This window comes from Leucobacter triazinivorans (genome assembly GCF_004208635.1).
In the GTDB taxonomy this organism is placed as follows: domain Bacteria; phylum Actinomycetota; class Actinomycetes; order Actinomycetales; family Microbacteriaceae; genus Leucobacter; species Leucobacter triazinivorans.
On record NZ_CP035806.1, the window covers coordinates 2900967 to 2923999 of the forward strand.

General features: G+C 65.5%; 17 protein-coding genes and 1 pseudogene. 11 read left to right on the top strand and 7 right to left on the bottom strand.

Annotated elements, in window-relative coordinates:
- Positions 1 to 41 precede the first annotated feature (41 nt).
- The 7 genes and pseudogenes from EVS81_RS13180 (at position 42) to EVS81_RS13200 (ending at position 9738) form a co-directional block, all read left to right on the top strand.
- Entirely contained in the window at positions 42 to 974 is a 933-nt protein-coding gene (locus tag EVS81_RS13180; RefSeq protein WP_130110776.1) for a 4-(cytidine 5'-diphospho)-2-C-methyl-D-erythritol kinase, read from the top strand.
- 949 nt (positions 975 to 1923) lie between these two features.
- Positions 1924 to 5238: a DUF7927 domain-containing protein gene (locus tag EVS81_RS13185; protein ID WP_130110777.1), complete on the top strand. Its 3315-nt coding sequence runs from the start codon at positions 1924 to 1926 to the stop codon at positions 5236 to 5238.
- A 78-nt stretch (positions 5239 to 5316) separates the two neighbouring features.
- Complete coding sequence (locus EVS81_RS13190) at positions 5317 to 5988, top strand: DsbA family oxidoreductase (protein ID WP_130110778.1); 672 nt, start codon at positions 5317 to 5319, stop codon at positions 5986 to 5988.
- A 36-nt stretch (positions 5989 to 6024) separates the two neighbouring features.
- Positions 6025 to 6189 (top strand): hypothetical protein, encoded by a 165-nt coding sequence (locus EVS81_RS15835; RefSeq protein WP_165384268.1) that lies wholly within the window; start codon positions 6025 to 6027, stop codon positions 6187 to 6189.
- Between the two features lie 265 nt (positions 6190 to 6454).
- Positions 6455 to 6923 (top strand): annotated as a pseudogene (locus EVS81_RS16270) (ATP-binding cassette domain-containing protein); the annotation flags it as partial.
- Between the two features lie 59 nt (positions 6924 to 6982).
- Positions 6983 to 7954: an ATP-binding cassette domain-containing protein gene (locus EVS81_RS16275; protein WP_420813289.1), complete on the top strand. Its 972-nt coding sequence runs from the start codon at positions 6983 to 6985 to the stop codon at positions 7952 to 7954.
- Positions 7954 to 9738, top strand: coding sequence for an ABC-F family ATP-binding cassette domain-containing protein (locus EVS81_RS13200; protein ID WP_130110779.1), 1785 nt, complete (start codon positions 7954 to 7956; stop codon positions 9736 to 9738). The genes EVS81_RS16275 and EVS81_RS13200 overlap by 1 nt, the downstream gene beginning before the upstream one ends.
- A gap of 29 nt (positions 9739 to 9767) precedes the next feature.
- Here EVS81_RS13200 and EVS81_RS13205 read toward each other — a convergent pair whose 3' ends face one another.
- The 3 genes from EVS81_RS13205 to EVS81_RS13220 form a co-directional block, all read right to left on the bottom strand.
- Positions 9768 to 10139, bottom strand: coding sequence for a sulfate permease (locus EVS81_RS13205; RefSeq protein ID WP_130110780.1), 372 nt, complete (start codon positions 10137 to 10139; stop codon positions 9768 to 9770).
- A gap of 152 nt (positions 10140 to 10291) precedes the next feature.
- Positions 10292 to 13828: a MobF family relaxase gene (gene mobF, locus EVS81_RS13210; protein ID WP_130111509.1), complete on the bottom strand. Its 3537-nt coding sequence runs from the start codon at positions 13826 to 13828 to the stop codon at positions 10292 to 10294.
- Between the two features lie 445 nt (positions 13829 to 14273).
- A protein-coding gene (locus EVS81_RS13220) for an IS3 family transposase (RefSeq protein ID WP_130109015.1) occupies positions 14274 to 15448 on the bottom strand; the annotation gives its coding sequence in 2 pieces (ribosomal slippage) (positions 14274 to 15169 and positions 15169 to 15448; 1176 coding nt in all).
- On the opposite strand from EVS81_RS13220, the gene EVS81_RS15945 reads away from it, so the two are divergent.
- Together EVS81_RS15945 and EVS81_RS15950 are read left to right on the top strand one after the other, a co-directional pair.
- Positions 15447 to 15830 (top strand): DNA cytosine methyltransferase, encoded by a 384-nt coding sequence (locus EVS81_RS15945; protein ID WP_205879339.1) that lies wholly within the window; start codon positions 15447 to 15449, stop codon positions 15828 to 15830. The two genes, EVS81_RS13220 and EVS81_RS15945, sit on opposite strands and share 2 nt — an antisense overlap.
- A gap of 2 nt (positions 15831 to 15832) precedes the next feature.
- Positions 15833 to 16270, top strand: a complete 438-nt coding sequence (locus tag EVS81_RS15950; protein WP_205879340.1) for a hypothetical protein — start codon at positions 15833 to 15835, stop codon at positions 16268 to 16270.
- 241 nt (positions 16271 to 16511) lie between these two features.
- Here EVS81_RS15950 and EVS81_RS13230 read toward each other — a convergent pair whose 3' ends face one another.
- Genes EVS81_RS13230 through EVS81_RS13245 form a run of 4 tightly spaced genes read right to left on the bottom strand, consistent with a single transcriptional unit; the run spans position 16512 to position 20180 of the window.
- The gene (locus tag EVS81_RS13230; protein ID WP_130110782.1) at positions 16512 to 17618 is read right to left on the bottom strand and encodes a thiamine pyrophosphate-dependent dehydrogenase E1 component subunit alpha; all 1107 of its coding nucleotides are present in this window, start codon (positions 17616 to 17618) and stop codon (positions 16512 to 16514) included.
- Entirely contained in the window at positions 17615 to 18811 is a 1197-nt protein-coding gene (locus EVS81_RS13235; RefSeq protein ID WP_165384269.1) for a glycosyltransferase, read from the bottom strand. The genes EVS81_RS13230 and EVS81_RS13235 overlap by 4 nt, the downstream gene beginning before the upstream one ends.
- A complete protein-coding gene (locus EVS81_RS13240; RefSeq protein ID WP_165384270.1) occupies positions 18801 to 19544 on the bottom strand; it encodes a patatin-like phospholipase family protein in 744 nt (247 codons plus the stop codon). Before EVS81_RS13240 ends, EVS81_RS13235 begins: the two co-directional genes overlap by 11 nt.
- Positions 19545 to 19604: 60 nt before the next feature.
- Positions 19605 to 20180 (bottom strand): TetR/AcrR family transcriptional regulator, encoded by a 576-nt coding sequence (locus tag EVS81_RS13245; RefSeq protein WP_130110785.1) that lies wholly within the window; start codon positions 20178 to 20180, stop codon positions 19605 to 19607.
- Positions 20181 to 20326: 146 nt separating this feature from the next.
- Between EVS81_RS13245 and EVS81_RS13250 the strand changes: the two genes are divergently transcribed.
- Together EVS81_RS13250 and EVS81_RS13255 are read left to right on the top strand one after the other, a co-directional pair.
- On the top strand, positions 20327 to 22633 hold the full coding sequence (locus EVS81_RS13250) for an MMPL family transporter (protein WP_130110786.1): 2307 nt from the start codon (positions 20327 to 20329) through the stop codon (positions 22631 to 22633).
- Positions 22634 to 22723: 90 nt separating this feature from the next.
- Entirely contained in the window at positions 22724 to 22927 is a 204-nt protein-coding gene (locus EVS81_RS13255) for a twin-arginine translocase TatA/TatE family subunit (protein ID WP_130111511.1), read from the top strand.
- Positions 22928 to 23033: the final 106 nt, after the last annotated feature.

Consider the following 23033-nt stretch of genomic DNA (forward strand, 5'->3'; position numbering starts at 1 on the left):
CGCGCAACCCGCGAGCGCGGCGGTGCGCTAGCGTTATGCCTATGAGCACGAGGGGGCTGCGATCGATCACGGTGCGTGCGCCGGGCAAGGTCAACGTATTCTTCCGCGTCGGCGCGTTGCAGGACGACGGATACCACGACGTCGCCTCGCTCTATCAGGCGGTCTCGCTGTTCGAGGAGGTGACCGCGACCGAAGCCGACGATTTCTCGGTGCGCGTCACCGGTCCGATCGACGCGAGCGGTCTGCCCCTCGACGACCGCAACCTCGCGCTGCGCGCCGCGAAGCTGCTCGCGGCGCGCACCGGCACCGCTCGCGGTGCGGCGCTCACCGTATTCAAGCGGGTGCCGATCGCGGGGGGCATGGGCGGCGGATCGGCTGACGCGGCGGCCACGCTCGTGGCCTGCGACGAGCTCTGGGGTACGGGACTCGGGCGCAGCGGACTGCTGCCGCTCGCCGCCGAACTCGGCGCCGACGTGCCGTTCGCGCTCGAGGGCGGCACGGCCGTCGGAACGGGGCGCGGCGACGAGCTGAGCCCTGCGCTCGCCAAGGGCACCTTCCACTGGGTGCTCGCGCTCTCGGACAACGGGCTCAATACGCCCGTCGTCTACCGCGCGCTCGATCGGCACCGCGACGAGCACCTGGTCGATCTCGGGCGTCAGCCCGACCTGGTGAAGGTCGATACGGCCGTGCTGCAGGCAGTGCGCGTCGGTGACGCCGGGTCGCTCGCCGAAGCGATGCACAATGATCTGCAGGTCGCGGCGCTCAAGCTCGCTCCCGAGCTGACCGACCTGCTCGAACTGGGGGAGACGCGCGGCGCGCTCGCCGGCATCGTCTCGGGATCCGGGCCCACGGTCGCCTTTCTCGTCGACAGCGCGCAAACAGCGGCCGAGCTGAGGAGCGCGCTGACGCGCGGCGGCGTGCAGGCGCTCACCGTCACCGGGCCGGTGCCCGGCGCTCGGGTGCTGGACGGCTGACCGCTCGGCTCGTTCCCGGCGCGCGGGTGCCGCGCGTCTGACCGTGCGTCTGACCGCGCGTTTCGCTCTCGGCCCTCGTGTGGTTTGGGGTGGGTGGTGCGGGTGTACTGGTTTGTGGGCTGGGGGTACTCATTCGGGGTTGTTTACCGGTGGGGGTGGTGGGTGCGTGTGTAGCGTGCGAGTCATTATGGATGATTTGCGTGCGGAGAAGACTCGTTGTGCGTCTCGGGGTGTGCGGGGTGTGCGTGGTGTGCGTGGGAAGCGGAGCGCGACGTCGGTGTTGTTGAGTGTGGTGTCGGCGGGTGCTGCGGGTGCGTTGTTGGTGGGGGTGTTGCCGGTGATGCAGGTGGGGGTGTTGTCGCGTGCGGCGGATGGGGCCGAGGTGCCGCGGACGTGGTCGTCTGCGGATCTCGCGGTGAGTGGTGCGGTGACGTCGCCTGCGGGGGTGCCGGGGACGTCGGGGGCGGTGGAGTATGCGTGGGGTGTGGAGTACGCGGGGGATCTCTCGGCGGCTGGTGGGGCGATGACTGGGGAGGAGCTTCCTGAGCGGCTGATCAGTGTGCTTCAGGGGGATACGGTCACGGGGAGTGCTGCGGTGTGGGGTGCTGCGGGGGATGAGTCGGGTGGGGTGGTGGGTGCTCCGGAGGTGCGTGGGGTGCCTGATCCTGGTCTCGGTGGGGCGTTGTCGGTGCTTGGGCAGGAGGTGTCGGAGGCGGGGGTCGGGAATACGCGGTGGCGGATCCGTGAGGCCGATGCGGTGCGTGTGAATACTGATGGTGGTCCGACTCCGTTGCGGTTCGAGGGTGCGTCTGCGGGGGCTGATGAGGCGTCTGCGGGGGTTGATGAGGCGGCTGGGGCTGATGAGGCGGCCGGGGCTGCTGCGGATGGTGGGGATGGGGTGCGGGTGTTCGTGGTGGATCCGGGGTTGGGGGTGACGTTGGAGGCCTGCGTGTCGGGTACGGCCTGTGATCCTGATGATGATGCCGATTGGGCGGCTGATCCGGCTGCGGTGGGTGCGGGGCCGGTGCCGGAGGAGCTCACGTGGCGTGCGGTCGCCACGAATATGGGCAATGTTGTGCTCAGTGATGTTCGTGTGGTCACGCTCACGGCAGATGCTGCCCCGCTCGAGGGGGTTTCGTTTCCGTCGTTCGGGGAGCTTGCGGTCGGGGCGACTGCGGCGGCGACGTTCACGACCCCGGTGCAGAGCGTGGGGCGCACGGTCGCGGTGACCGCGTCGGCGGTGTTCGAGGGTGACGGGCCGGACGGTGTGCCGCTCGCCGATCGTTTCACCGACGCTGCGGGAACGGTGGGGCGGTTGCCGTCGGCAGAAGCGACGGCAATGTACCCCGTCGCGGAGAACACCGACACTGAGAACACCGAGCCCGACGCGGAGAGCGCCGACCCCGAAGGGGAGAACACTGAGGCCGAGGCCGAGGCTGAGGACACCGAGGCTGGGGACCCCGAGGCCGCGGGCGACGATGATCCGACGCACGAGACCGGTGAGCCGTTCCTCCTCGAAGACGGAATCAGTGCGCGGACCGGGCCTCCGGTCAACACGCATACCTATATGAGGTTCGCGCCCACGTTCTATGCTTATGCGGACGCCGGTGACAACGTCGATGTCACTCTGAGCCGGGCGGGCGACCCAGAGTCGATGAATGACCCGGCAAAGGTCGAGATCCTTCCCCCGGGAGGGGGCAGCTGGACGTGCACGATCCCGGCGGGCGCGGCGCTGAACACGGCCTGTCAGCGGCTCGACTACACGAGCACCCGGGCCGGGGTGTGGACGATCAGGTTCAGCTCACCGGTCTCGTACCCCATCGGGGCCTTCGGGTGGGATGTCACTGTTCAGAGCGGCAGCACCGACAAGCCCGGAAGGGTGTGGACCGAACAGCTCGACCTCCGGCAAGGAGCGGCCGATAGCAGTTTCAGCCTGTGGTACCTGGGACCGTACGGAAACTTCTATCGGGCTGACTACCAGAAGCTCAACGGAATCGACTCGAACTTCCGGTCCAATCAGTTCGGGGTGGTGAAGAAGGGCACCTGCGTCTCCGCGTACCGAAGCATTGACAAGGCCGATGCGCAGCACTCGGGATACAACGCATCGTGCGGTGTGCCGTATCACATCTTCCTCGAACCGCCGTCGGCGAGTCTGCCGGCTGCTGCTACCGATCACGCCAATAAGACGCACTATGTGCTGCCGCCGCTCGCGACGCCGTCGCTCGACGATGTCTCGTACGCGTCGACGGCGCCGGCGTCGGCGACTCCGCGTGCCGGCGCGTTCACGGTGAGAACGCGCAACTACATCGGCAACGCCACCCTGCAGCTCGACCTGAACGGCAACGGCGTGTACGGCGAGGCCGCCGACGGTGAGCAGGAGTTCGCGGTCGTGGGCGACACGACCGTGGTGCCGTGGGCCGGCACCTCCGCGGGCGGGCAGCCCCTGCCCACCACGAGTAGCGTCAATGCGCGGGTGCTGCTGGAGGGGAGCGGCGAGGTGCACTTCACCATGGACGACGTGGAGCGACGCCCCGGTATCACGGTGACGAAGTTGAACGGGCCCGAGGCCAACGATGCGACGCTGTACTGGGACGACAGCGCCCTGAGCACCGCCGGTCGCATGCCGGCATGTCTGCCGCCGGTCTTGAAGAGCGGCGCGTCGGGCGCGAACAGCGCGGTCCTGGGCGGGGTGCACGGATGGGACTGTCCGGCAACCAGCGCAGACGCCACTGGCCAGGCGTGGGGCAATGAGCGCGTGATCGACGATTGGACATTTACCAGGTTTAGTGCGTCTCGGGAGGTGAAGCTCCCCGCGTATTCGGTGACGAAGTCGGCTGTGCCCGGCAGTGGCGGTATTCTGCGGGCGGGCGAGACCGTGACGTACACGGTCGAGGTGGAGAACACCACGAACGCGTACCTCGACCCCAAACAGTTGGCGCCCACGGTGATCGACGACCTGACCGGTGTGCTCGATGATGCGAGCTACAACAACGACGCCCAGGCCAGCCTGGGCGGCGTACCGGTGACACCGATGATGGGGGCGGTGTCGTTCGATGCGGCGACCGGGAAACTGTCGTGGGTGACCGGTGCCGCACCGAACTGGGGGCCGGGACAGAAACTGACGATCACGTACTCGGTGACGGTCACAGACCGCGCCACCCTCCTCGGAGGGACGCACAACGGGGATCTGATGCTGCGCAACCAGGTGGCCAGCCACGGATGCACCACAGCCCAGGCCTGCGCGACCGAGCACCCCGTGGACGCAGAAGGAGACACGGTGCTGCAGGTCGACAAGCAGTTCGTGTCTGCCACCGGGTGGGGTGCCGGTGACACGATCACGTGGCAGATCGATGTCCGCAACGGTGACGACACCAAACCCGCCTACCAGGTGCAGGTCGCAGACACCCCCGATACGGGCCTGGACCACGGGAACGCGGTATGGCAGGCACTGCCCGCGGGAACCACCGCCACGGGCACGACCTGGAAAGTGGGCACCCTCGATCCGGGCGAAACGAAAACCGCCCGCGTCACCACGGTGATCGCGCAGGCCGCCGCACCCCACGGCCCCACCTACCGCAACGCCGTCACGGTCAGCAACCCGACCAACCCGTACGACACCCAGCGTCCGCTCACCGACATCGAACCCAACGAGACCGTCCAAGAAGACGCCGACCAAGCCGACCTGGCAGAAACACGCGCCCCGACAGCAACCTTCCACATCGACAAAGTCGGCGAGTCCGGCGACTGCCCACCCCCCGACACGTCGTGCTGGGTGGCGATGCCCGGATCCGACTGGCGGATCTACCCCGTCACCGGCGGAAACATCTCCCCGACCCCCGCCGCAGGGGTAGACATCACCCCGATCGACGGCGTCGCCGCCGGCGCAGGAGCCCCCGGCACCGCCACCCAGTTCCTCGTCACCGGACTGCTCCCCGGAGAATACGCACTCATCGAACACACAGCCCCCGAAGGATTCAGCCTGCTGGCAGCACCCCTGAAACTGACCGTGACCACCACCGGAACCGTGTCCTTCAACACCACCGACATCGCCGACGGCACCATCACGATCGGCGAGATCGACGCCGGCCCCGCAGGGAAAGTCCCGCAGGTCACCGTACGAGACGTCCCCAACCTCGTATTCCCCGTAGCCGGCGGCGCAGGATCCGCTCTCGTGCAATGGGCAGCAGCACTCCTCTGCGCAGCAGGCGGCGCGCTCCTCATACGCACCCTCACCACCAGACGCCGCACCCTCACCCACCTCTGACCCCACACCCCAACACCCACCCGCGACGAACACGCTCGCGCCGGGAATACCCGGGCCTCGCGCTGTGCTGTACCCGTCATGAGTGAGAAGATCCGCGTCGACATCTGGTCCGACATCGCCTGCCCGTGGTGCTATCTCGGCAAGCACCGCTTCGAGGCGGGGGTGGCCGCGTTCCGGGAGTCCCGCCCCGACGTCGAGTTCGAGGTCGAGAGCCACAGCTTCGAGCTGGCACCCGACACTCCGCTCGACTTCGCCGGCACCGAGATCGACTTCCTCGTCAAGCACAAGGGAATGCCGGCCGAGCAGGTCGAGCAGATGCTGGGACAGATGACCGAGTTGGCCGATGCTGAGGGCGTGACCTTCGCGTTCGACCGGGTGAAGCACGCGAATACCGCGCGAGCGCACCGGATCCTGCACCTCGCGAAAGAGCAGGGCGTGCAGTCCGTGCTGCAGGAGCGTCTGTTTCGCGCCTACTTCTCGGAGGGGGAGGACATGTCTGATCCCGAGGCGCTCGCGCGACTCGGCGCAGATGCGGGCCTCGATCCCGACGCCGTCCGCGCCGCGCTCGACGACGACGCGTACGGTGACGCCGTTGAACGCGACATCACCCGAGCGCGAATGCTGGGGGTGAACGGGGTGCCATTCTTCCTGATCGACGAGAAGTACGGCGTCTCGGGGGCGCAGACAGCCGAGGCCTTCGCCGGCGCGTTCGAGCAGGTGCTCGGGCTGCGCGACGGCGCGGCCGGTTGAGTGCAGCGAAGCAAAACCGAAACCAGGGAGATGAGCATGACCGAGAAGACAGAGATGACCGAGACGGCGGAGCCGACCGAACTGAACCAGGAGGCCGGCATCGCGGCGGCGGCCGTCGCTGAGAGCACCGAGATCCTCAACCTGCTCGGTGATGCCGAGTCGGGTGGGGCGTGCTGCGGGGGATCCTGCTGCAGCGTCTGACGACGCTGAGTTGGATCCCGGAGGCTGGTGAGCCTCCGCGGCATCGGCGCGCGCAGAGCTCCGCTCTGCGTGGTGCGCCTGGCCGCCGCTGCAGCGTCTGACGACGCTGAGTTGGATCCCGGAGGCTGGTGAGCCTCCGCGGCATCGGCGCGCGCAGAGCTTCGCTCTGCGTGGTGCGCCTGGCTGCCGCTGCAGAACGACGATCTGCGCACACCTGGGCCGCCGCACCCCGACCAATCTGGGAGCGCCGTAGACTGGAGAGGTTATGGCGCATCTTCTGGGGGCCGAGGCCCTGCACCTCGAGGTACCGACCAAGACCGTCTTCGACTCGGTGACCCTGGGGGTCGCCGAGGGGGACCGCATCGGGATCGTCGGCCGCAACGGCGACGGCAAGTCGTCGCTGCTCATGATGCTCGCGGGGCGGCGCGAGCCCGACGGCGGGCAGGTGACCATGCGTGGTGGCACCACCATCGGCGTGCTGGATCAGGCCGACGCCTTCGGGCCCGGCGAGACCGTGAGCGGTGCGATCGTCGGCGACCGGCCCGAACACGAGTGGGCGGGCGATGCGCGCACGCGCGAGGTGATCGCGGGTCTCGTGGGCGACCTCGGCTGGGACGCGCCGCTCGACGCGCTCTCGGGCGGGCAGCGGCGCCGGGTGGCGCTCGCGCAGCTGCTGGTGGGCGACTACGACCTGCTGTTCCTCGACGAGCCCACGAACCACCTCGACGTCGAGGGCATCTCGTGGCTCGCGCAGCACCTCAAGCGGCGATGGCCGCGCGGTCAGGGGGCGCTGCTGGTCGTGACCCACGACCGGTGGTTTCTCGACGAGGTGTGCGAGACGACCTGGGAGGTGCACGATCGCATCCTCGAGCCGTTCGAGGGCGGGTACGCCGCGTACATCCTGCAGCGAGTCGAGCGGGATCGCCAGGCCGCCGCGATCGAGCAGAAGCGCCAGAATCTGGCCCGCAAGGAGCTGGCCTGGCTGCGACGCGGCGCGCCGGCGCGCACCTCGAAGCCGAAGTTTCGCATCGACGCCGCGAACGAGCTCATCGCCGACGTGCCCGAGATCCGCGACAGGGTGTCGCTGCAGTCGATGGCCGTGCAGCGTCTCGGCAAGGAGGTCGTGAACCTGGAGGAAGCCGGGGTGACGTATCCGGCGCTCGAGCCGAGCGCGGAGCGCGGAGCCGACATCCGAGGGCTGCCCCGGCCGATCCTCGAAGACGTGACCTGGCGTCTCGCCCCCGGCGAGCGCACGGGCATCCTGGGGGTCAACGGCGCCGGCAAGTCGACGCTGCTGGGGCTCATCTCGGGCGACGTGGCGCCCTCGACGGGGCGCGTCAAGCGCGGCAAGACGGTGAAGGTGGCCACGCTCACGCAGCGGCTCGACGAGCTCGAGGAACACCTCAACGAGCCGGTGCGCACGGTGATCGGGCGGTTGCGCACGAGCTTCACGGTGGGGGCGGGATCGAAGGCGCAGGAGCTCACCCCGGGGCAGATGCTCGAGCGCATGGGCTTCACGAGCGCGCAGCTCTCGACCCCGGTGAAGGATCTGTCCGGCGGGCAGAAGCGGCGACTGCAACTGCTGCTGATCCTGCTCGACCAGCCGAACGTGCTGATCCTCGACGAACCGAGCATGTCCGAGGCGGGTTGGGCTTGTCCCTTGATTTTACGGGGTTCTCGGCCGAAGCGGAAGCGTCTGAGCGGGCGCGCCGCTTTGCGGACGATGCATCGCCCCCATCTTGCGGCCCGTGTAGGGAGGGGCTGATGGCGCATCTGTTGGGGGCAGAGGCTCTGCACCTGGAGTACCCGACTCGCGTGGTGTTCGACTCGGTAACGCTCGGCGTGAACGAGGGCGACCGTATCGGGATCGTCGGTCGCAACGGTGATGGAAAGTCGACCCTGCTGGGAATGCTGTCGGGACGGATTGAACCCGATTCCGGCCGGGTCACGCGCCGCGGTGGGGTGACCGTGGGTGTGCTCGACCAAGCGGATACGTTGGACGACTCATCGACGGTCGGATACGCGATCGTGGGCGATCGACCAGAGCATGAGTGGGCTGGTGACGCGAAGGTGCGCGAGGTGATCTCCGGACTTGTGTCCGATGTTCCCTGGGACGCATTGATTGGTTCGCTCTCCGGCGGGCAGCGCCGCCGTGTTGCGTTGGCTGCGCTGCTGACCGGCGAGTGGGATGTTGTGGCTCTTGACGAGCCGACAAACCATCTCGATGTCGAGGGCATCAGCTGGCTTGCCGGGCATCTGCGTTCGCGGTGGACGAAGAACGCTGGGGGGCTTCTGGTCGTCACGCACGACCGTTGGTTCCTCGATGAAGTCGCCACGACGACCTGGGAGGTTCACGACCGGATCGTAGAGCCATTCGAGGGCGGCTATGCCGCGTATGTCCTCCAACGGGTCGAGCGGGATCGGCAGGCCGCGGCGATCGAGGCCAAGCGGCAGAACCTCATGAAGAAGGAGTTGGCCTGGTTGCGTCGTGGGGCACCGGCTCGCACGTCCAAGCCGAAGTTCCGCATCGAGGCGGCCAACCAGCTCATCGAGGACGTGCCGCCCCTGCGTGACCGGATCGAGTTGAACCGGCTGGCGGTGGCGCGACTCGGTAAGGATGTGATTGATCTGCTGGACGCGGGTGTGTCCTTCGACGGACGCGAGGTGCTGCGTGATGTCGAGTGGAGGATCGCACCCGGTGAGCGCACCGCGATCCTCGGTGCGAACGGCGCTGGGAAATCCACCCTGCTCGGTCTCATTGCCGGGACCGTTCAGCCCACAACCGGGCGGGTTAAGCGCGGCAAGACCGTGAAGCTTGGTGTGCTCGATCAGCAGTTCCGCGAGCTAGATGACATCGCCGCTGACCGAGTGCGCGATGTCCTCGCCCGCGCCAAGACAAGCTACGTCATCGACGGCAAGGAACTCACCCCCGCACAACTCCTCGAACGTCTCGGCTTTGCCCGCGCACACCTGTCGGCCCGTGTTGGTGAACTCTCCGGCGGACAAAAGCGGCGCCTGCAACTGCTCCTCATCCTGCTCTCGGAACCTAACCTGATCGTTCTCGATGAGCCTTCAAATGACGTGGACACCGACATGCTCGCCGCGATGGAAGACCTGTTTGATTCGTGGCCGGGCACACTCATCGTGGTCAGTCATGATCGTTATCTCGTGGAGCGGATCACCGATCAGCAGTACGCGATCCTCGACGGTCGCCTGCGGCACCTGCCCGGCGGGATGGATGAGTATTTGCGACTGCGTGAGACACGGTCAAGCACGCCGTCCGCTGCGGTCACTGTTGCCTCACCCGCCGCACCTGAGCAGGAGCTGACAGGTGCGGAGGAACGGGCCGTGCGCAAGGAACTCAGCGCTACTGAGCGCAAGCTGGAGAGGCTGGGCGAGCACGTCGCGCGCATCCATGAGCGTATGGCTGAACACGATCAGGGCGACTATGCGGGTCTGAGCCGCCTGAACGATGAGTTGCGCGAGGCAGAGGAAGAATCCGCAGCGCTAGAGGAACGGTGGTTCGAGCTTTCCGAACGCGTCGGCTGAGCGGTGTGCGCTGAGCACCTGAGAAGGTTCTACGCCTCAATCGGTGCGGGCGCAGGTAACTGTGCCAACTCGCTTGTTGCGCGAGCCTGACGACGCTCGATCGCTTCGCGCATCCGGGATCGAACCAGCAAAGCCACGCTGACGGGTCCCATGATGATGAACTTCATCGTGTTCCACAGGCAGAGGAGCACGAGGAGGTTGAGCCAAGCGGGGCCACCGTCGGCAATGAGCTGGGTGAAGGTGCTCGCGGCCAAGAGGTAGGGCACAGCGAGGAGCATCGCGGGTACGCCCCACTTCAAGCCTCGGCGGGTGCGGATGGCGTCGAGGAGGATGTTGGTGGGCATGTAGCGGCGCAGGAATGCGCGGGTGTGGACGCTGAGGGTCCAGAGCTGGCGGATCATGACGGGGTTTCCTCTCACATGCGCGACAGAGCGTCGGAGGCGGTGCGTGTGTGAGTGGCCTTGCGGCCTGCCCCGAGGAGCGTCATATCAAGGAGAAATCCGCCTCACATTCAAGACTACGCCGCACCGGAGACATTTGGAAGGGCAATCGGTCACAACCCTCGTCTCACACCTTCACGTCGCGCCGTCCGTGATGGGTCTTCGCGTCCTTCGGTGCCAGCGACATCGCGGAGTCTTGCGAGGGCGACTTTCGCTCGTGCGGCGTCGATCTTCTGCGCGTCACTGTCGGGTGCCGGACCGAGCGGCGTGCGCGCGGTGAGGCCGTACCGGTCCCGGTACGCAGCCACGGTTCGCGCCTGCTGTTTCCACGCTGCTGCGGCTCTCGTCACGGCGGGTATGTCTCCGAGTGTGAGCGCCCATTCCTGACGTTCGGTGAGAGCCTGGTCGAGGACGGCCACGGCGCGTACTTCGATCAGCTCGCGTCGTTCTGTGAGGGCCTTCCGCATCTCAGCGCTCATGGACCCGGTGGCTTCCGGGATGAGGCCGGCGATCAGGCGGGGCGCCTTGCGGGTGCGCCCGGAACCGGCGGGTCTAACGGTAGCCCGGGCAAGACGGTGATGGAGCACGGAAGCGATGTCATCGGCGCCGCCGAAACCGCGTGCTGCGACGAGGCGCGGCATGAGGGCGTCGATGTTGTGATGGTTCGCTTCCGCCCGGCGGAGTTCGGCGGTGAGCGCCCCGAATGCGTCGGAATGGATCATGTCTTCTGCCTCGTCCGGGGTGAGGCCGGATTGACGGATGAGGGTGGCGAAGCGGTCGTGTTGGGCGGCTTGCGCGATCGTCTCGTACTCCGCCGCAAGCTGCGCCACTGACCCCCAGGCCTCCTGTTCGGCGATGATCGTCTCGTGCGCGGAGAGTTCCGCGCCGACGTGCTGCAGCACTCCATAGAGCACGCTCCGCGCGGTCGCATCCGAGTCATCCGCCGGGTGCGGGCTGGTGTGGTTGTCGTCGGGGCGGTCGGTGGCGACATATGCGAGGTTCGTGCGCCGGCCGCGGGTCATTGCGACATACAGGTTCTCCCTGGTCGTGGATGGATCAATGAGCACATGCGAGGTATCGGTCGTGATTCCTTGCGCTCTGTGTGCCGTAACTGCGTACCCCAGGTCAACGTGATCGGAGACGTAGTCGGCCGGGAGGATCACAGTGCCGCGGCTATCGGCGCGGCGGGCGGTGAGTGATCCATCGTCTCGGAGGTTGGTCACCACCCAGCGGTCACCGTTGCGTACCCATCCCCGCGGGGTGCGGAGCCGGCGGTCATTCTTCCGGGTAATGATCGTGTCACCGACCCCGGCGCGGGCGTCTCCTTGGAGGGCGACTTCGCGGCGGGCGTCCACGGTGCCATCGAGGATGAGGTCGGCGCGGGCGCGCTGGTTCAGAGCATTCATTGCTTCGTTCGAGTCCGCGATCAACACCGTCGAAGCTCCACTGAGGGTGTCGGTGCGCCAGGCGGTGTAGGCGGCGTCGATCATGGCCTCGGTGTCGCCGCCGGTGATGCGGTCGTGTTCGGCGTAGGTATCGATGGCCTCGGGGTGTCCGTGGCGGAGATCGAGGGAGGCGGTCTTCTCCCACTCGTTGACGAAGCGGTGCACGTCGACCAGTTCTGGGGCGTCGGCGTGGTCGTGGACGAGCAAAGAGAACGCGCCGCCGGCGGTGACGGATTGCAGTTGCGCCCAGTCACCCACGAGCAGCGCTTTCGCACCCATCTCGGCTGCGTGCTCCGTGATGCGATCCAGAGAGAGGGTGCCGGCGAGGGAGGCTTCGTCCACGATCACCAGTTGCCCCTTGCGGAACGATGTGCCCGCGTTCTGGTGGTCTTGCCACCACTTCGCGGTGTTCTCCGTCTTGATACCGAGATCATGGGCGAGGACCTGTGCGGCGACCGCTGACGGTGCGAGGCCGACGACGCTGCCACGCCCGTGCTCACGCTCCCACGCGGTACGCAGGGCACGCATTGCTGTCGTCTTCCCAGCGCCAGCAGGGCCGACCAGCACATCGACTGCGCGTCCTGATGTCGCAACAGCGGTGAGCGCTGCTGTTTGGTCATCGGCGAGGAGCCGTCCGTCGCGATCCGGGCGGCGGGTGACCTTCTCGATGACCTCGACCGCCACTGTGGGTGCGGTCATGGTGCGACCGCGTTCGAGTAGCCGATCTTCTGCCGCGAGGATGTCAGGCGACGAGTACACCGTCGACGCGATCGGACGGAACCTGCTCGTGTCATTCGCCCGGCGAAACACAGCGGGGCTGGATGCGAGCTCGGGCGGAGTCAGTTGGAGGGAGGCGCGCTCCGCCGCATCGACGATCATTCCTACGACAGCTTCACGATCCACAGTGGTCGCAAACCGGTAGAGCATGGTCTGGCGGGCGGCCTCGGCGGTGAGGTTCCATCTGCGCCAGGTCGACCGCTTCTCACCGACCGACTCAACCACACTCCGGCCAAGGGAAGTGATCACATCCAAAGGCATGTCATCTGCGCGCAACAGCAGCGACGTGCCGTTCGCGGTGACAGTGTGTGCCCAGCGGGTGGCGTCTTCGCCGAGCAGGTGCGACGCACGCTCCCGCCACTCGCCGGTGAGGTCCGCAAGCGAGCGAACCTGCTTCTCCGGTCTGGTCGCCAACGTCGCCTGCGCTCGAAGCTTGATGACCGTCGCCAGCGATGGTTGTCTGCCGTGACGGGCAACATACTCAGCGATGAGCCGGTTCTTCTCCTGATCTATCTGTCTGGACCTGGACGAGAACTCCGCCACCAACCTCTCCGGCACCGTGCTGATCGCCCAGGCGGGGTTGCGGTCACGTCCCATGTCTCTAGCTTCCCACTCGACACCGAAAGCGCGGGTGAGATGGTCGGCGAACACCGCCTCGTGGAGTTCGGAGAGAGCGACCGTCGCAGCATGGAGGGGTCGCCCGTCGAGAGAGCGCCACTTCCCATCGTGGACGGTCTGCACCTTGTTCGAGATCACCACATGCGTATGCAGATGCGGATCACCAGCCCGCGAATCGTAATGATCGAACGCGGTCGCGATCACGCCAGAGACATCGTCTTGCGCAACCGCCCCATTGCGTCCTGCGGCACCGACACGGGTTGCAGCAACCTCGCGTTCGATGAACGCAACCATCTCCGCAACCGCCGCATGATGCGCCTCCGCAATCAGTGATTGCGTACCCGCGTCAGACACCGCCCACAGCACCGACGCGGACTTCGGAATCGAGAACGTGAAGTCGAACCCTGCAACCGCCTTCCGGGCGCCGCGTGCACTCTCCTCCGCCTCTATTGCGGCGACCGCCTGGGCGCGCTCTGTCACTGGAAGGCCTGCGTCGAGCCTCGCGGTGCGGCGCTCGATCCGCTCAGTGACGGTCGGATACTTCCGGTACGCGCTCCCCAGTGCCCGGTCGGTCACCGGGTCACGCCCCAGCCCGATCAGGCGTTGAAGCTGTTGCTCCGAGACCTGATCGCCGACGGCGATTGCACCACCTCCGAGCGCGGAGACCGCTGACCCTATCCAACGGCCCGGCGGGGTTCCTTCTTCGGTGTAGTACCTCGTCAGCGGGCTGGAAAGTACGCGGTCGCCGTCGCCTGACGCGACGGTGCGCAGGAGGTACTTGTAGCCGTCGCCGGCGGACATCACCCGCATCGAAACCGTCACCAGCAGCCACCTATCCTCACCCCGAAGGTGAGCCCCACAGCCCGCGGCTCTGTGACTTCTGAGGTCACTTTCGGACGGTGGCGCTCCTCGCTTGCAAGACGCGTGACAATCCATTGAAGCGAACCGCGAAGGGGTGAGAAGTGGGCCAGCCGTTGATGGCTGCCGCGCGAGCTGGGCGGGGGCTTGTTGAGCCGGTGGCAGTGGGCGAGTTCGTGCACCTGGTTGGTGACCAGCTCGGCGCCGCAGCACGGCTCCGGGGATCACCGTTCCAGGAGGTTCGCCCGTGGCAGACCAGTCTTTCACCCATCCGGCCGCGCCATTGCGTATCGGATCGTTGTTCTCCGGCTACGGCGGACTGGACCTCGCCGTCGAGGAGGTCTTCGACGCTCAAACGATCGGGTCTGATGTCGGTTATGTTGACTCGGGTTTCTCTTCACGCCGCGAGTGCGACGCTGCCTACATTAACAACTTCAAACTCCACTGGGGTAAGTCTCCCTAGCCTGCGCTGGCGACGCTTCCGGTGATACTTCCCCTCAACCCAAGAAACAATCGCCAAACGAAGCTCTTCCCGGGTCTCCCACACCTTCCGATCTAGAACATTCTTCTGCAAAAGCGAGAAGAAACTTTCCATCGCCGCGTTATCCCCAGCAGCACCCACGCGCCCCATCGAGCCCTGCAACTGGTGCCGACGTAACGCCGATTGGAAGCTCTGGGAACGAAATTGACCGCCTCTGTCTGAGTGCACCACCGTCCCGACCGGACGACCGCGCTGCATGACCGCGTTCTCAAGCGCCCCCACCGCAAGCGATGCCTGCATGCGTGGCCCGATTGAGTAGCCGACGACTTTGTTAGACCAGACGTCTTTCACCGCGCACATGTACAGGCGACCCTCGTTCGTCCATTGCTCTGTAATGTCGGTCAACCACAACCGGTTCGGGCCCTGGGCGGTGAACTGGCGCTCGACGAGATCGTCACCCACCGGAGCACCAGCACGACTGGCACGGCCCTTCCGCTTCGTGATCACTGATCGAATGCCTGCCTGTTTGCACAGCCGCCACACACGCCGTTCAGTGACGGCATAGCCGAGGCCCTGCATCTCGTCAGCGAGGAACCGGTACCCAAACTCGGGATCTTCAGCATGAAGCGTACGCAGCACCCCGATGAGATGCCGATCATCAGCTTCGCGTTTCGAAACTGGCTGCTTTACCCACTGGTAGTACGCCTGTTTCGAAAACCCGAGTACCCGACACGCCACCACGACAGGCACCCGGATCGGGGCGTCCTTCGCGGCCAGTTCTTGGACGAGCGGGAACACTATTTTGGGGGCGTGATATGAATCTGCGACAAATACGCTGCTGCCCGCCTAAGCACTTCGTTCTCCTGCTCGAGGAGCCTATTGCGGCGTATCAACTCACGAATCTGCGCATCCTCCGCCGCGGTCACGTCTTTCGTCACGGGTAGGCCAGCATCACGCCGTTCAGCATCAGCCACCCATTTCGACAGCGCCGACTTTGAGACTCCAAGATCTCGTCCGACTTCTCGTTGTGTCGCACCCTGCCGCACTAACGCGACCGCGTCTTTTTTGAACTCCTCCGAGTATTTCGCCATGGTTCTATCCTCCCAGCCAGCACGTTCAGAACTGGCGGACAAGAGTCAACCAAACCGACATCAGACCCTCTGGTTCTCCGAGATCAACGAACCCGTCGCCCGCGTCTTCTCACACCACTGGCCAGACGCCCCAAACCTCGGTGACATCACGACCATCGAATGGAGCACCGTGCCACCGGTGGACATCCTCTGCGGCGGGTTCCCCTGTCAGGACGTGTCCACGGTCGGGAAGATGGCCGGCTTGAAACCCGGCACCCGCTCCGGCCTCTGGGCACACATGGCGACAGCGATCGACGCGCTGCAACCCGACTGGGTTGTCATCGAAAACGTCCGCGGTCTGCTCTCCGCCCCCCGCGCTCCGCGCAAACCTCGAAGGAGATAACAATGAGCAAAGCAACCCCGGAGACGCAACCCTCGACAGTGCAACCCCTCGCTGTGTGGAACCCGACCCGTGGGATCTGGGAGAAGCCGCAACTCGACCTCTTCGGGCAGCAGGAGCAGTTCTGGGAGACCTGGCCGACCTCCGGTATGACGCGCAATGGATCGGTCTACGCGCTTCCGCCATCGGCGCACCGCACCCCAGGTACCGCGTGTTCATCCTCGCCCGCCGCGCTCTTCCGAACCCCGCTGGCATCGGATGCCTCCCGCGGCGGGGAGAGCCTGCAACAGGTGGAAGCACGACGCGGCACGATCGCGCTGAGCCATCAGATCATCGACCTCGCACTCCACGGCCCGAACGGATACCCGCGCAAAGAGCCCGAGTACCTGTGGTCGCTAATCGGGCAGCTCTTCGACGCTGGGGAAGATACGCCGAAGTCGTGACTCGGTGGGAGCAGATCACTGGCAGGGCTGCTCCGTCCCCCTCTCTATCGAGCGACGAGACAGACCCACGCCCCGCACCGGAGTTCGTCGAGTGGCTGATGGGCCTCCCTCTCGGCTGGGTCACATCGGAGCGCAACCGCCTGTCCGTGAATCAGCAACTCACTGCGCTTGGAAATGGTGTACTCCCTCGCCAAGCCGTAGCAGCAATCATCACTCTCCTGCGCCTATCGGACATCTATCATCACGGTTCGAATGATGCTTCGTAATGTGTAAGCCAATCCTTTTGTTCGATCATGGTGGGGTGGGGGTCACTGTAGACATGGTCGAACATTTCAGCAGGGCGAGGATCCGGCAGACTGAGAACTCGTTGGCGGACATCGATGGCGTGCGTGTTGTTGTCTACGTCGATCTGGTCGAACATGTCGTCAGTTATGCCGCGGTATTGGAGGTGCGCGCGTAGTCGCGGGATGGGGTCCAGTTTCTGCCAGTGCTCGTATTCTTCTGCGCTGCGGTACTTGGTGGGGTCGTCGGAGGAGGTGTGGGGACCGAGCCGGTAGGTGACCGCTTCGATGAGTGCCGGGCCGGCACCGTTGCGCACCTGGTTCATGACGTGTTTGGTGACGGTGTAGCTTGCGATCACGTCGTTGCCGTCGATGCGGTATCCGGGGATCCCGAACCCTTCTGCACGGTTGGCGTAGGACACGGCAGTTTGCGTCGCCACAGGGGTGGAGATCGCGTACTGGTTGTTCTGCACGAAGAACAGGACCGGCACGTTGTAGGTGCGGGCGAAGATCAGCGCTTCGCTGGCGTCTCCTTCGGACATGGCACCGTCACCGATGTAGACGATCACGGCTTCTTCGCCCTCGGGCTTCCGTCCGGCCTGCTGGTCGAGGCTGATACCCATCGCGTACCCTGTGGCGTGGAGAGCTTGGGCGGCGAGCACGATGGTGTAGAGCCGGAACCGGGTCTGTTCGGGGTCCCAGCCGCTGAAGGTGTTGCCGCGGAGCACGGCGAGGATGTCGACGAAGTCGATGCCGCGCGCGAGCGCGACGCCATGTTCCCGGTAAGAAGGGAAGACCGTATCGAGGGGGCTCAGTGCGTGTGCGGATCCGGTTTGCGCGGCTTCTTGACCGTAGGAGGGGATCCACAGTGCGAGCTCACCTTGTCGTTGGAGTGCGGTGGATGCGTCGTCGAGCCGACGGGTGAGGGTCATCTCCCGGTAGAACCGTAGGAGGTCGTCGGTGCTGAGCGTCTCGGCGTCTGTCGCATACGGTTCCGCGACCGCCTTTGGCTGGTATAGCCCTTGCGGGGTGAGGAACTGGATCGGTGCAGGGTCGTGCTCGTTCATGCCACAGGGGTCCAGGTTTGGCGGTAGAGCTGTTCATACTGCGCGGTAACGGTGAGAGCGTCGTGGGTGCGGGCGGTCGCGAGGGCGGCCTCGCTCATCCGCATGTACTTTTCGGGTTCGAGGTGCAGGATGCGTTCGATGCTGTCTGCGAACTCGCGAGCGTTTCGTGGGTGTACGAGGTATCCCTCGCGCCCGGAGGTGACGAGATGTGGGAGGGCCATTGCGTCAGCGAGGATGACGGGGGTTCCCGAGGCCATAGCTTCGAGGGTCGCGATGGATTGCAGTTCGGCGGTGGACGGCATGACAAACACGGTTGCCCGGCGGTGTATGTCGGTGAGTTGATCATCACCGACGTAACCGTGGAAGGTGACCCTATCTGTGATGCCGAGGGCTTGTGCGTGTTCTTGGAGGCGGGAGCGTTCTGAACCGCTACCAACGATGTCCAGGTGTGCGTGGAACTCTGCCGAGATGAAGTTGAACGCGGTCAGGAGTGTGGCGAGGTTCTTTTCTGGGTCGAGACGACCGACAAACAGCACCCGGTTCTCGACGGGTCGTGTCTGCTTCGGGGTGAAGCGGTCGACATCGATACCGCAGGAGACGGGGATCACGTCGAGGAGTGATGTCTGTGCTTCGAGGTATCTCGCGGCGATCGCGGTGGGGCTGGTGACGATGTCTGCTTTGGAGTAGACCTTCGAGGCGAGGTTCCACCCGTATCTGGTCAGTCGGGGGTGGAAGCGTTCGGGGAGGCCACTGAATTCGACGATGTTGTCGGGCATGACGTGGTTAGTGGCTACGATGGGCACCCCGAGTTTGTGAGCTTCGTAGGCAAGGCCCCGGCCGATGTCGATGAAGGACTGTATGTGCACTACCGCAGGTGCGACATTCAGGAGAATCTGGCGGGCCTGGGTCCGCACCTCCCAGGGCGGAGTGACGCGCAGCCAGTCGTGGAGCGGCCATTTCACACTCCGGAGCCGGTGCACGGTGATCCATTGCCCGTCGAATACTTCCGTCCGAGAGAGGGACCGCGTGTTCGTGGCGGGGGCGACGATGTGCACATCGTGGCCGCGGCGGGCGAGGCGTACCGCATGGTCTTGAGTGAACCGAGCGGCCCCGTTGATATCGGGGAAGAACGTGTCTGCGCCGATCAGGATGGTCGCTCGGGTGTCGGTGAAGGGACCAGTCTTAGGCGGCATGGCGTTGTGTGACCCTCCAATCCTGGAGCGCATCGTGCGCGGCACGATATCCAGCGTCGATGATGCGCGGTACATCGTTTCTCGACCACTGCGAGAGGCCGGCAAGGTCTGGGCGGATCACGAGCACATCGGAGCGAGTCTCCAGTTCCGCGATCGCGTCCGCGGAGCGGACGACGGGCACGTACTCCCACTCCGGTCTCAACCGGACTGCGATCGTGAACGTCGCGCCGAGATGCTGTGCTGCTTCGATGGGCAGATTTGCGGCGAGACCGCCGTCGACCAGCAGCCTGTCGCCGATCACGATGGGTGAGAAGACTCCGGGCACGGCGATGCTCGCCCGCAGCGCGGGTCCGAGGCGGCCCCAATCGAGGATCACTCCTTGCCTGGTGCGGAGGTCGGTGGCGACCGCGGCGAACCGGCGTGGCATGTCCTCGATCAACGGTTCCCCGCCAAGCCGGTCGATCGTATCCAGCAGAGCAGCGCTGTCGAGGAGGCCGAAGCGTGGGCTGGGGCGGAGGCGTCCGAACACGGACCAGTCTGCATCCCTTACGTTCTGATCGATCTTCGCCAGCGGAAGACCCGCGGCGTATGCGGCACCGACGAGTGCGCCGGCGCTGGTTCCAGCGATGACTTTCAGGTGAATGCCGTGTTCATGCACCGCGCGCAACACACCGACATGCGCAGCCCCCAGCGCACCGCCACCACCGAGCGCAAGTCCCACGATCGGCCGCACAGAGCCGGGCTCGTCCCTTACGGATCGCATCACATCATCCTTCTTCTAGGGTTCATGGGGTCAGATGGCGGGCAGCCGGTGGGCCTGGGCGGGGTTCAGACTGTCCAGTAGCAGGCTGAGGTAACGGCGACGGTGCGGACCCACGGGGATGGACCCGAATCCGGCGGCGATCATCGTCATCAGGTTCGGGATGTCCTCCGGGGTAATATCTGCCCGCAATGTCCCTACTGCCTGTGCGCGCCGCACGGCCTGCTCGTTCGCATCCGTGTTGCGGCTCATCAGCTCACGGGTCGCTTCGGCCAGGTTTGCGAGCGAGCGCACGAGGCCCCGTTCGCGGTCAAGCACAGCCAGAAGACGTTCCCCGAGTTCGAGGAGCACATCGCGGGGCGCGTCCGTCTTCTCGAACTCATCGAAGATCGGCTGCACCTCGGCCGCGAACACCTCGTCGTAGACCGCGAGGGCAAGCGCTTCCCGGTTCGGGAAATGCCGGTACAGGGTCGCGATCCCCACCCCGGCCTCTTTCGCGATCCGATTCAAGGTGCCTGATCCGTCGCCTAGGGAGAACACCCGCCGCGCGGCGCCGAGAATCTTCGACATGCTCGCCGCCGCATCCACCCGTATAACACCCGCATTCATCGTCCGCTCCTCCCGTGTCAGTTTGACAACCTCGCAATGTGATACCAGACTATCACAAGTGATAGCTCACTATCACTTGTTCGCGTTGAGGCGGCGTGCGCGGTCCTCACGGGCCACGCGTGCCCGGAAAGAGAAGAGGATGTCGGATGTCGTCACTGCTGTATCGATGGGGTGCGCTCGCGTACCGAGGGAAGTGGTGGGTCACCGCGATCTGGGTGGTGCTGATCGCCGCGATCGTGGGCCTGATCGTGATGAGCCCCCCGAAGCTCAGCAATGAGATCCGCATTGATGGGACGGCCGCGCAGGAAGTGATTGACGATCTCGCCGACCGTCTCCCCGATGCGTCCGGCGGGCAGGGCATCCTCGCCCTGCACTCCACTGACGGGGAGCGCATCGACGAGGGCGACAACCTCGCCGCGCTCCTGGACGCCGTCGAGGAGGTCTACGCCGAGGAGCACGTCATCGATGCCCGTGAGGTGATGGCCGATGAGCTGGCGAAGGGTCCCGAAAGTCTGCTGCTGCAGGCTTCCGGCGCGATCGCGCAGGCACAGGCCGCCGAGGGCACCCCCGCATCGGATGCGCCCATGCCGCTCGTCGTGGAGCAGATGCCCGTCCCGGGTGTCGTGATTTCTGCCGATGGTGAGACCGCGCTGTTCCAGTTCGTGTTTGACGCGCAGACGTTCGAGCTCCCCGAGGGGACCGTGGACGACACGATCGAGGCCGCCGAGTCCGCGTTCGAAGGTGAGAACGTGGAGGTACTGCCCTCATCGACGATGATCCAGATCCCTGAACTGATCGGTGTCGGGGAGGTCGTCGGCGTGCTCATCGCCGCGCTCGTCCTGATCGTCACACTGGGCTCGCTTGTCGCGGCTGGCTTGCCGCTGGTGTCCGCGCTGTCGGGTGTCGCGGTCGGTGTGGGCGGGGCGTTCGCGATCTCGAGCTTCGTCCCGATGCACTCCCTGACCGCGGTGCTCGGATTGATGCTCGGGTTGGCGGTCGGGATCGACTACGCCCTGTTCATCGTGAACCGGCAACGCCGCTTCATCCTCGACCAGCGCCTCACCGCCCCCGAAGCCACCGCCCGCGCGATCGGCACCGCAGGCAGCGCCGTGTTCTTCGCCGGTACCACGGTCATCATCGCGCTCCTCGCACTCATGGTCGTGCAGATCCAGCTGCTCACGACGATGGCACTCACCGCGGCCGCGACCGTGCTGATCGCCGTGCTCTCCGCGATCACCCTTCTGCCCGCCCTGCTCGGGTTCATCGGGGAACGCATCTGCTCGAAGAAGGCACGGTTGAATGCGGGCACCGCGCACGACACCGGTTCTTCGCACCGCATTGCGAACACCTGGTCCAGACTGCTCGTAAAGAACAGGTGGGTCGCCGCGGTCGGCGCAGTCGTGATCGCGGGGGTGATTGCCGCACCAGTCCTGGACATGAACCTCGGCCTTCCGTCCGGGGCGAGCTACAACCCGGACACCCCGCAGCGTGACAGTTTCGAGGTCACCAGTGACGCATTCGGCGAGGGATACAATGGCCCCCTCGTCGTCGTCGCCACCTCACCCGATGATGAGACGATCCCCGCGACCGACCTCGCCGCCCTATACACCGACCTGAGCAACATTGACGGCGTCGAAGCGGTCTCCCTCGGCGGACTTGACGACGAAGGTACGACCGCCGTGTTCTCTCTCGTTCCCGAGACCGCACCGACCTCCCAGGAGACCGCGGACCTCGTCACTCACATCCGTGACCTGGCCCCAGAGTTCGCGGACGATTACGGTGTGGATCTTGGCATCACCGGGTTCGCAGCCCTCGCAATCGACGTCTCCGAACGCCTCGCCGATGTTCTACCCCTGTACATCGGGGTCGTCGTTGGGCTATCGCTGATCGTGCTGCTGCTCGTGTTCCGCTCCATCATCGTCCCCCTCAAAGCCACCCTCGGGTTCCTCCTCTCAGTCGCAGCGACCTTCGGAGCCACGACTGCGGTGTTCCAGTGGGGCTGGCTGCAACCGGTGTTCGGAATGGACGCCACCGCACCCGTGCTGAGCCTGCTGCCGATCATCATCACCGGCGTCCTGTACGGGCTCGCGATGGACTACGAAGTGTTCCTCGTCTCCTCCATGAAAGAAGCTCACGTCCACGGGTACCAAGGCACCGAATCCGTCACCCGCGGATTCGCGGTCGCCAGTCGCGTCGTGGTCGCCGCCGCGATCATCATGACGAGCGTGTTCGCCGGGTTCATCTTCAACCCCGAACCCATGATCGCCCAAGTCGGATTCGCGCTCGCGTTCGGCATCCTTGTCGACGCGTTCCTCGTCCGCATGACCCTCGTGCCGGCGGTCATGGCGATCTTCGGCGACAAAGCCTGGTGGCTTCCCCGCTGGCTCGACCGCGCCCTTCCCGACCTCGACATCGAAGGAGACAAACTCACTAAACAACTCGAACGCGCATAACCACGCCGAGGTGGGGTAGGCGCGCAATCGCCTGCCCCGCCCGACATGTACACCCCCAATGTCAGCGGACCTGACAGGAAAGAGAGCCACATGCTTCGCGGACTGGAAGCACCCGAATTGCTCATCCTCGCCGCACTCATCCTCGTTTTGTTCGCTGGCCCCAAACTCCCAGAATTCGCACGCAGCCTAGGCGCTTCGCTCCGAATACTCCGCAACGAATCACGAAGCCAAGACTCCGAGTCATCCACCAACCACGAACGTGATACCGGCGGCTCAATCAATACAGAAGAATGATCGACACGCCCCAAGCGCCACAAGCCACGCTTTCCTCGCGCGCGGACTACACGCCAATCAGCGTTCGAACGCAGTCAGCGTACTCTCTAGTTCCGCCTGTCGCTTT

Excerpts from the sequence above, each read along its gene's own strand:
- EVS81_RS13180 (WP_130110776.1), top strand. The coding sequence starts at position 42 with ATGAGCACGAGGGGGCTGCGATCGATCACGGTGCGTGCGCCGGGCAAG.
- EVS81_RS13190 (WP_130110778.1), top strand. The coding sequence starts at position 5,317 with ATGAGTGAGAAGATCCGCGTCGACATCTGGTCCGACATCGCCTGCCCG.
- EVS81_RS15835 (WP_165384268.1), top strand. The coding sequence starts at position 6,025 with ATGACCGAGAAGACAGAGATGACCGAGACGGCGGAGCCGACCGAACTG.
- EVS81_RS13200 (WP_130110779.1), top strand. The coding sequence starts at position 7,954 with ATGGCGCATCTGTTGGGGGCAGAGGCTCTGCACCTGGAGTACCCGACT.
- EVS81_RS13205 (WP_130110780.1), bottom strand. The coding sequence starts at position 10,139 with ATGATCCGCCAGCTCTGGACCCTCAGCGTCCACACCCGCGCATTCCTG.
- mobF (WP_130111509.1), bottom strand. The coding sequence starts at position 13,828 with ATGCGGGTGATGTCCGCCGGCGACGGCTACAAGTACCTCCTGCGCACC.
- EVS81_RS15945 (WP_205879339.1), top strand. The coding sequence starts at position 15,447 with ATGGTTCTATCCTCCCAGCCAGCACGTTCAGAACTGGCGGACAAGAGT.
- EVS81_RS15950 (WP_205879340.1), top strand. The coding sequence starts at position 15,833 with ATGAGCAAAGCAACCCCGGAGACGCAACCCTCGACAGTGCAACCCCTC.
- EVS81_RS13230 (WP_130110782.1), bottom strand. The coding sequence starts at position 17,618 with ATGAACGAGCACGACCCTGCACCGATCCAGTTCCTCACCCCGCAAGGG.
- EVS81_RS13235 (WP_165384269.1), bottom strand. The coding sequence starts at position 18,811 with ATGCCGCCTAAGACTGGTCCCTTCACCGACACCCGAGCGACCATCCTG.
- EVS81_RS13245 (WP_130110785.1), bottom strand. The coding sequence starts at position 20,180 with ATGAATGCGGGTGTTATACGGGTGGATGCGGCGGCGAGCATGTCGAAG.
- EVS81_RS13250 (WP_130110786.1), top strand. The coding sequence starts at position 20,327 with ATGTCGTCACTGCTGTATCGATGGGGTGCGCTCGCGTACCGAGGGAAG.
- EVS81_RS13255 (WP_130111511.1), top strand. The coding sequence starts at position 22,724 with ATGCTTCGCGGACTGGAAGCACCCGAATTGCTCATCCTCGCCGCACTC.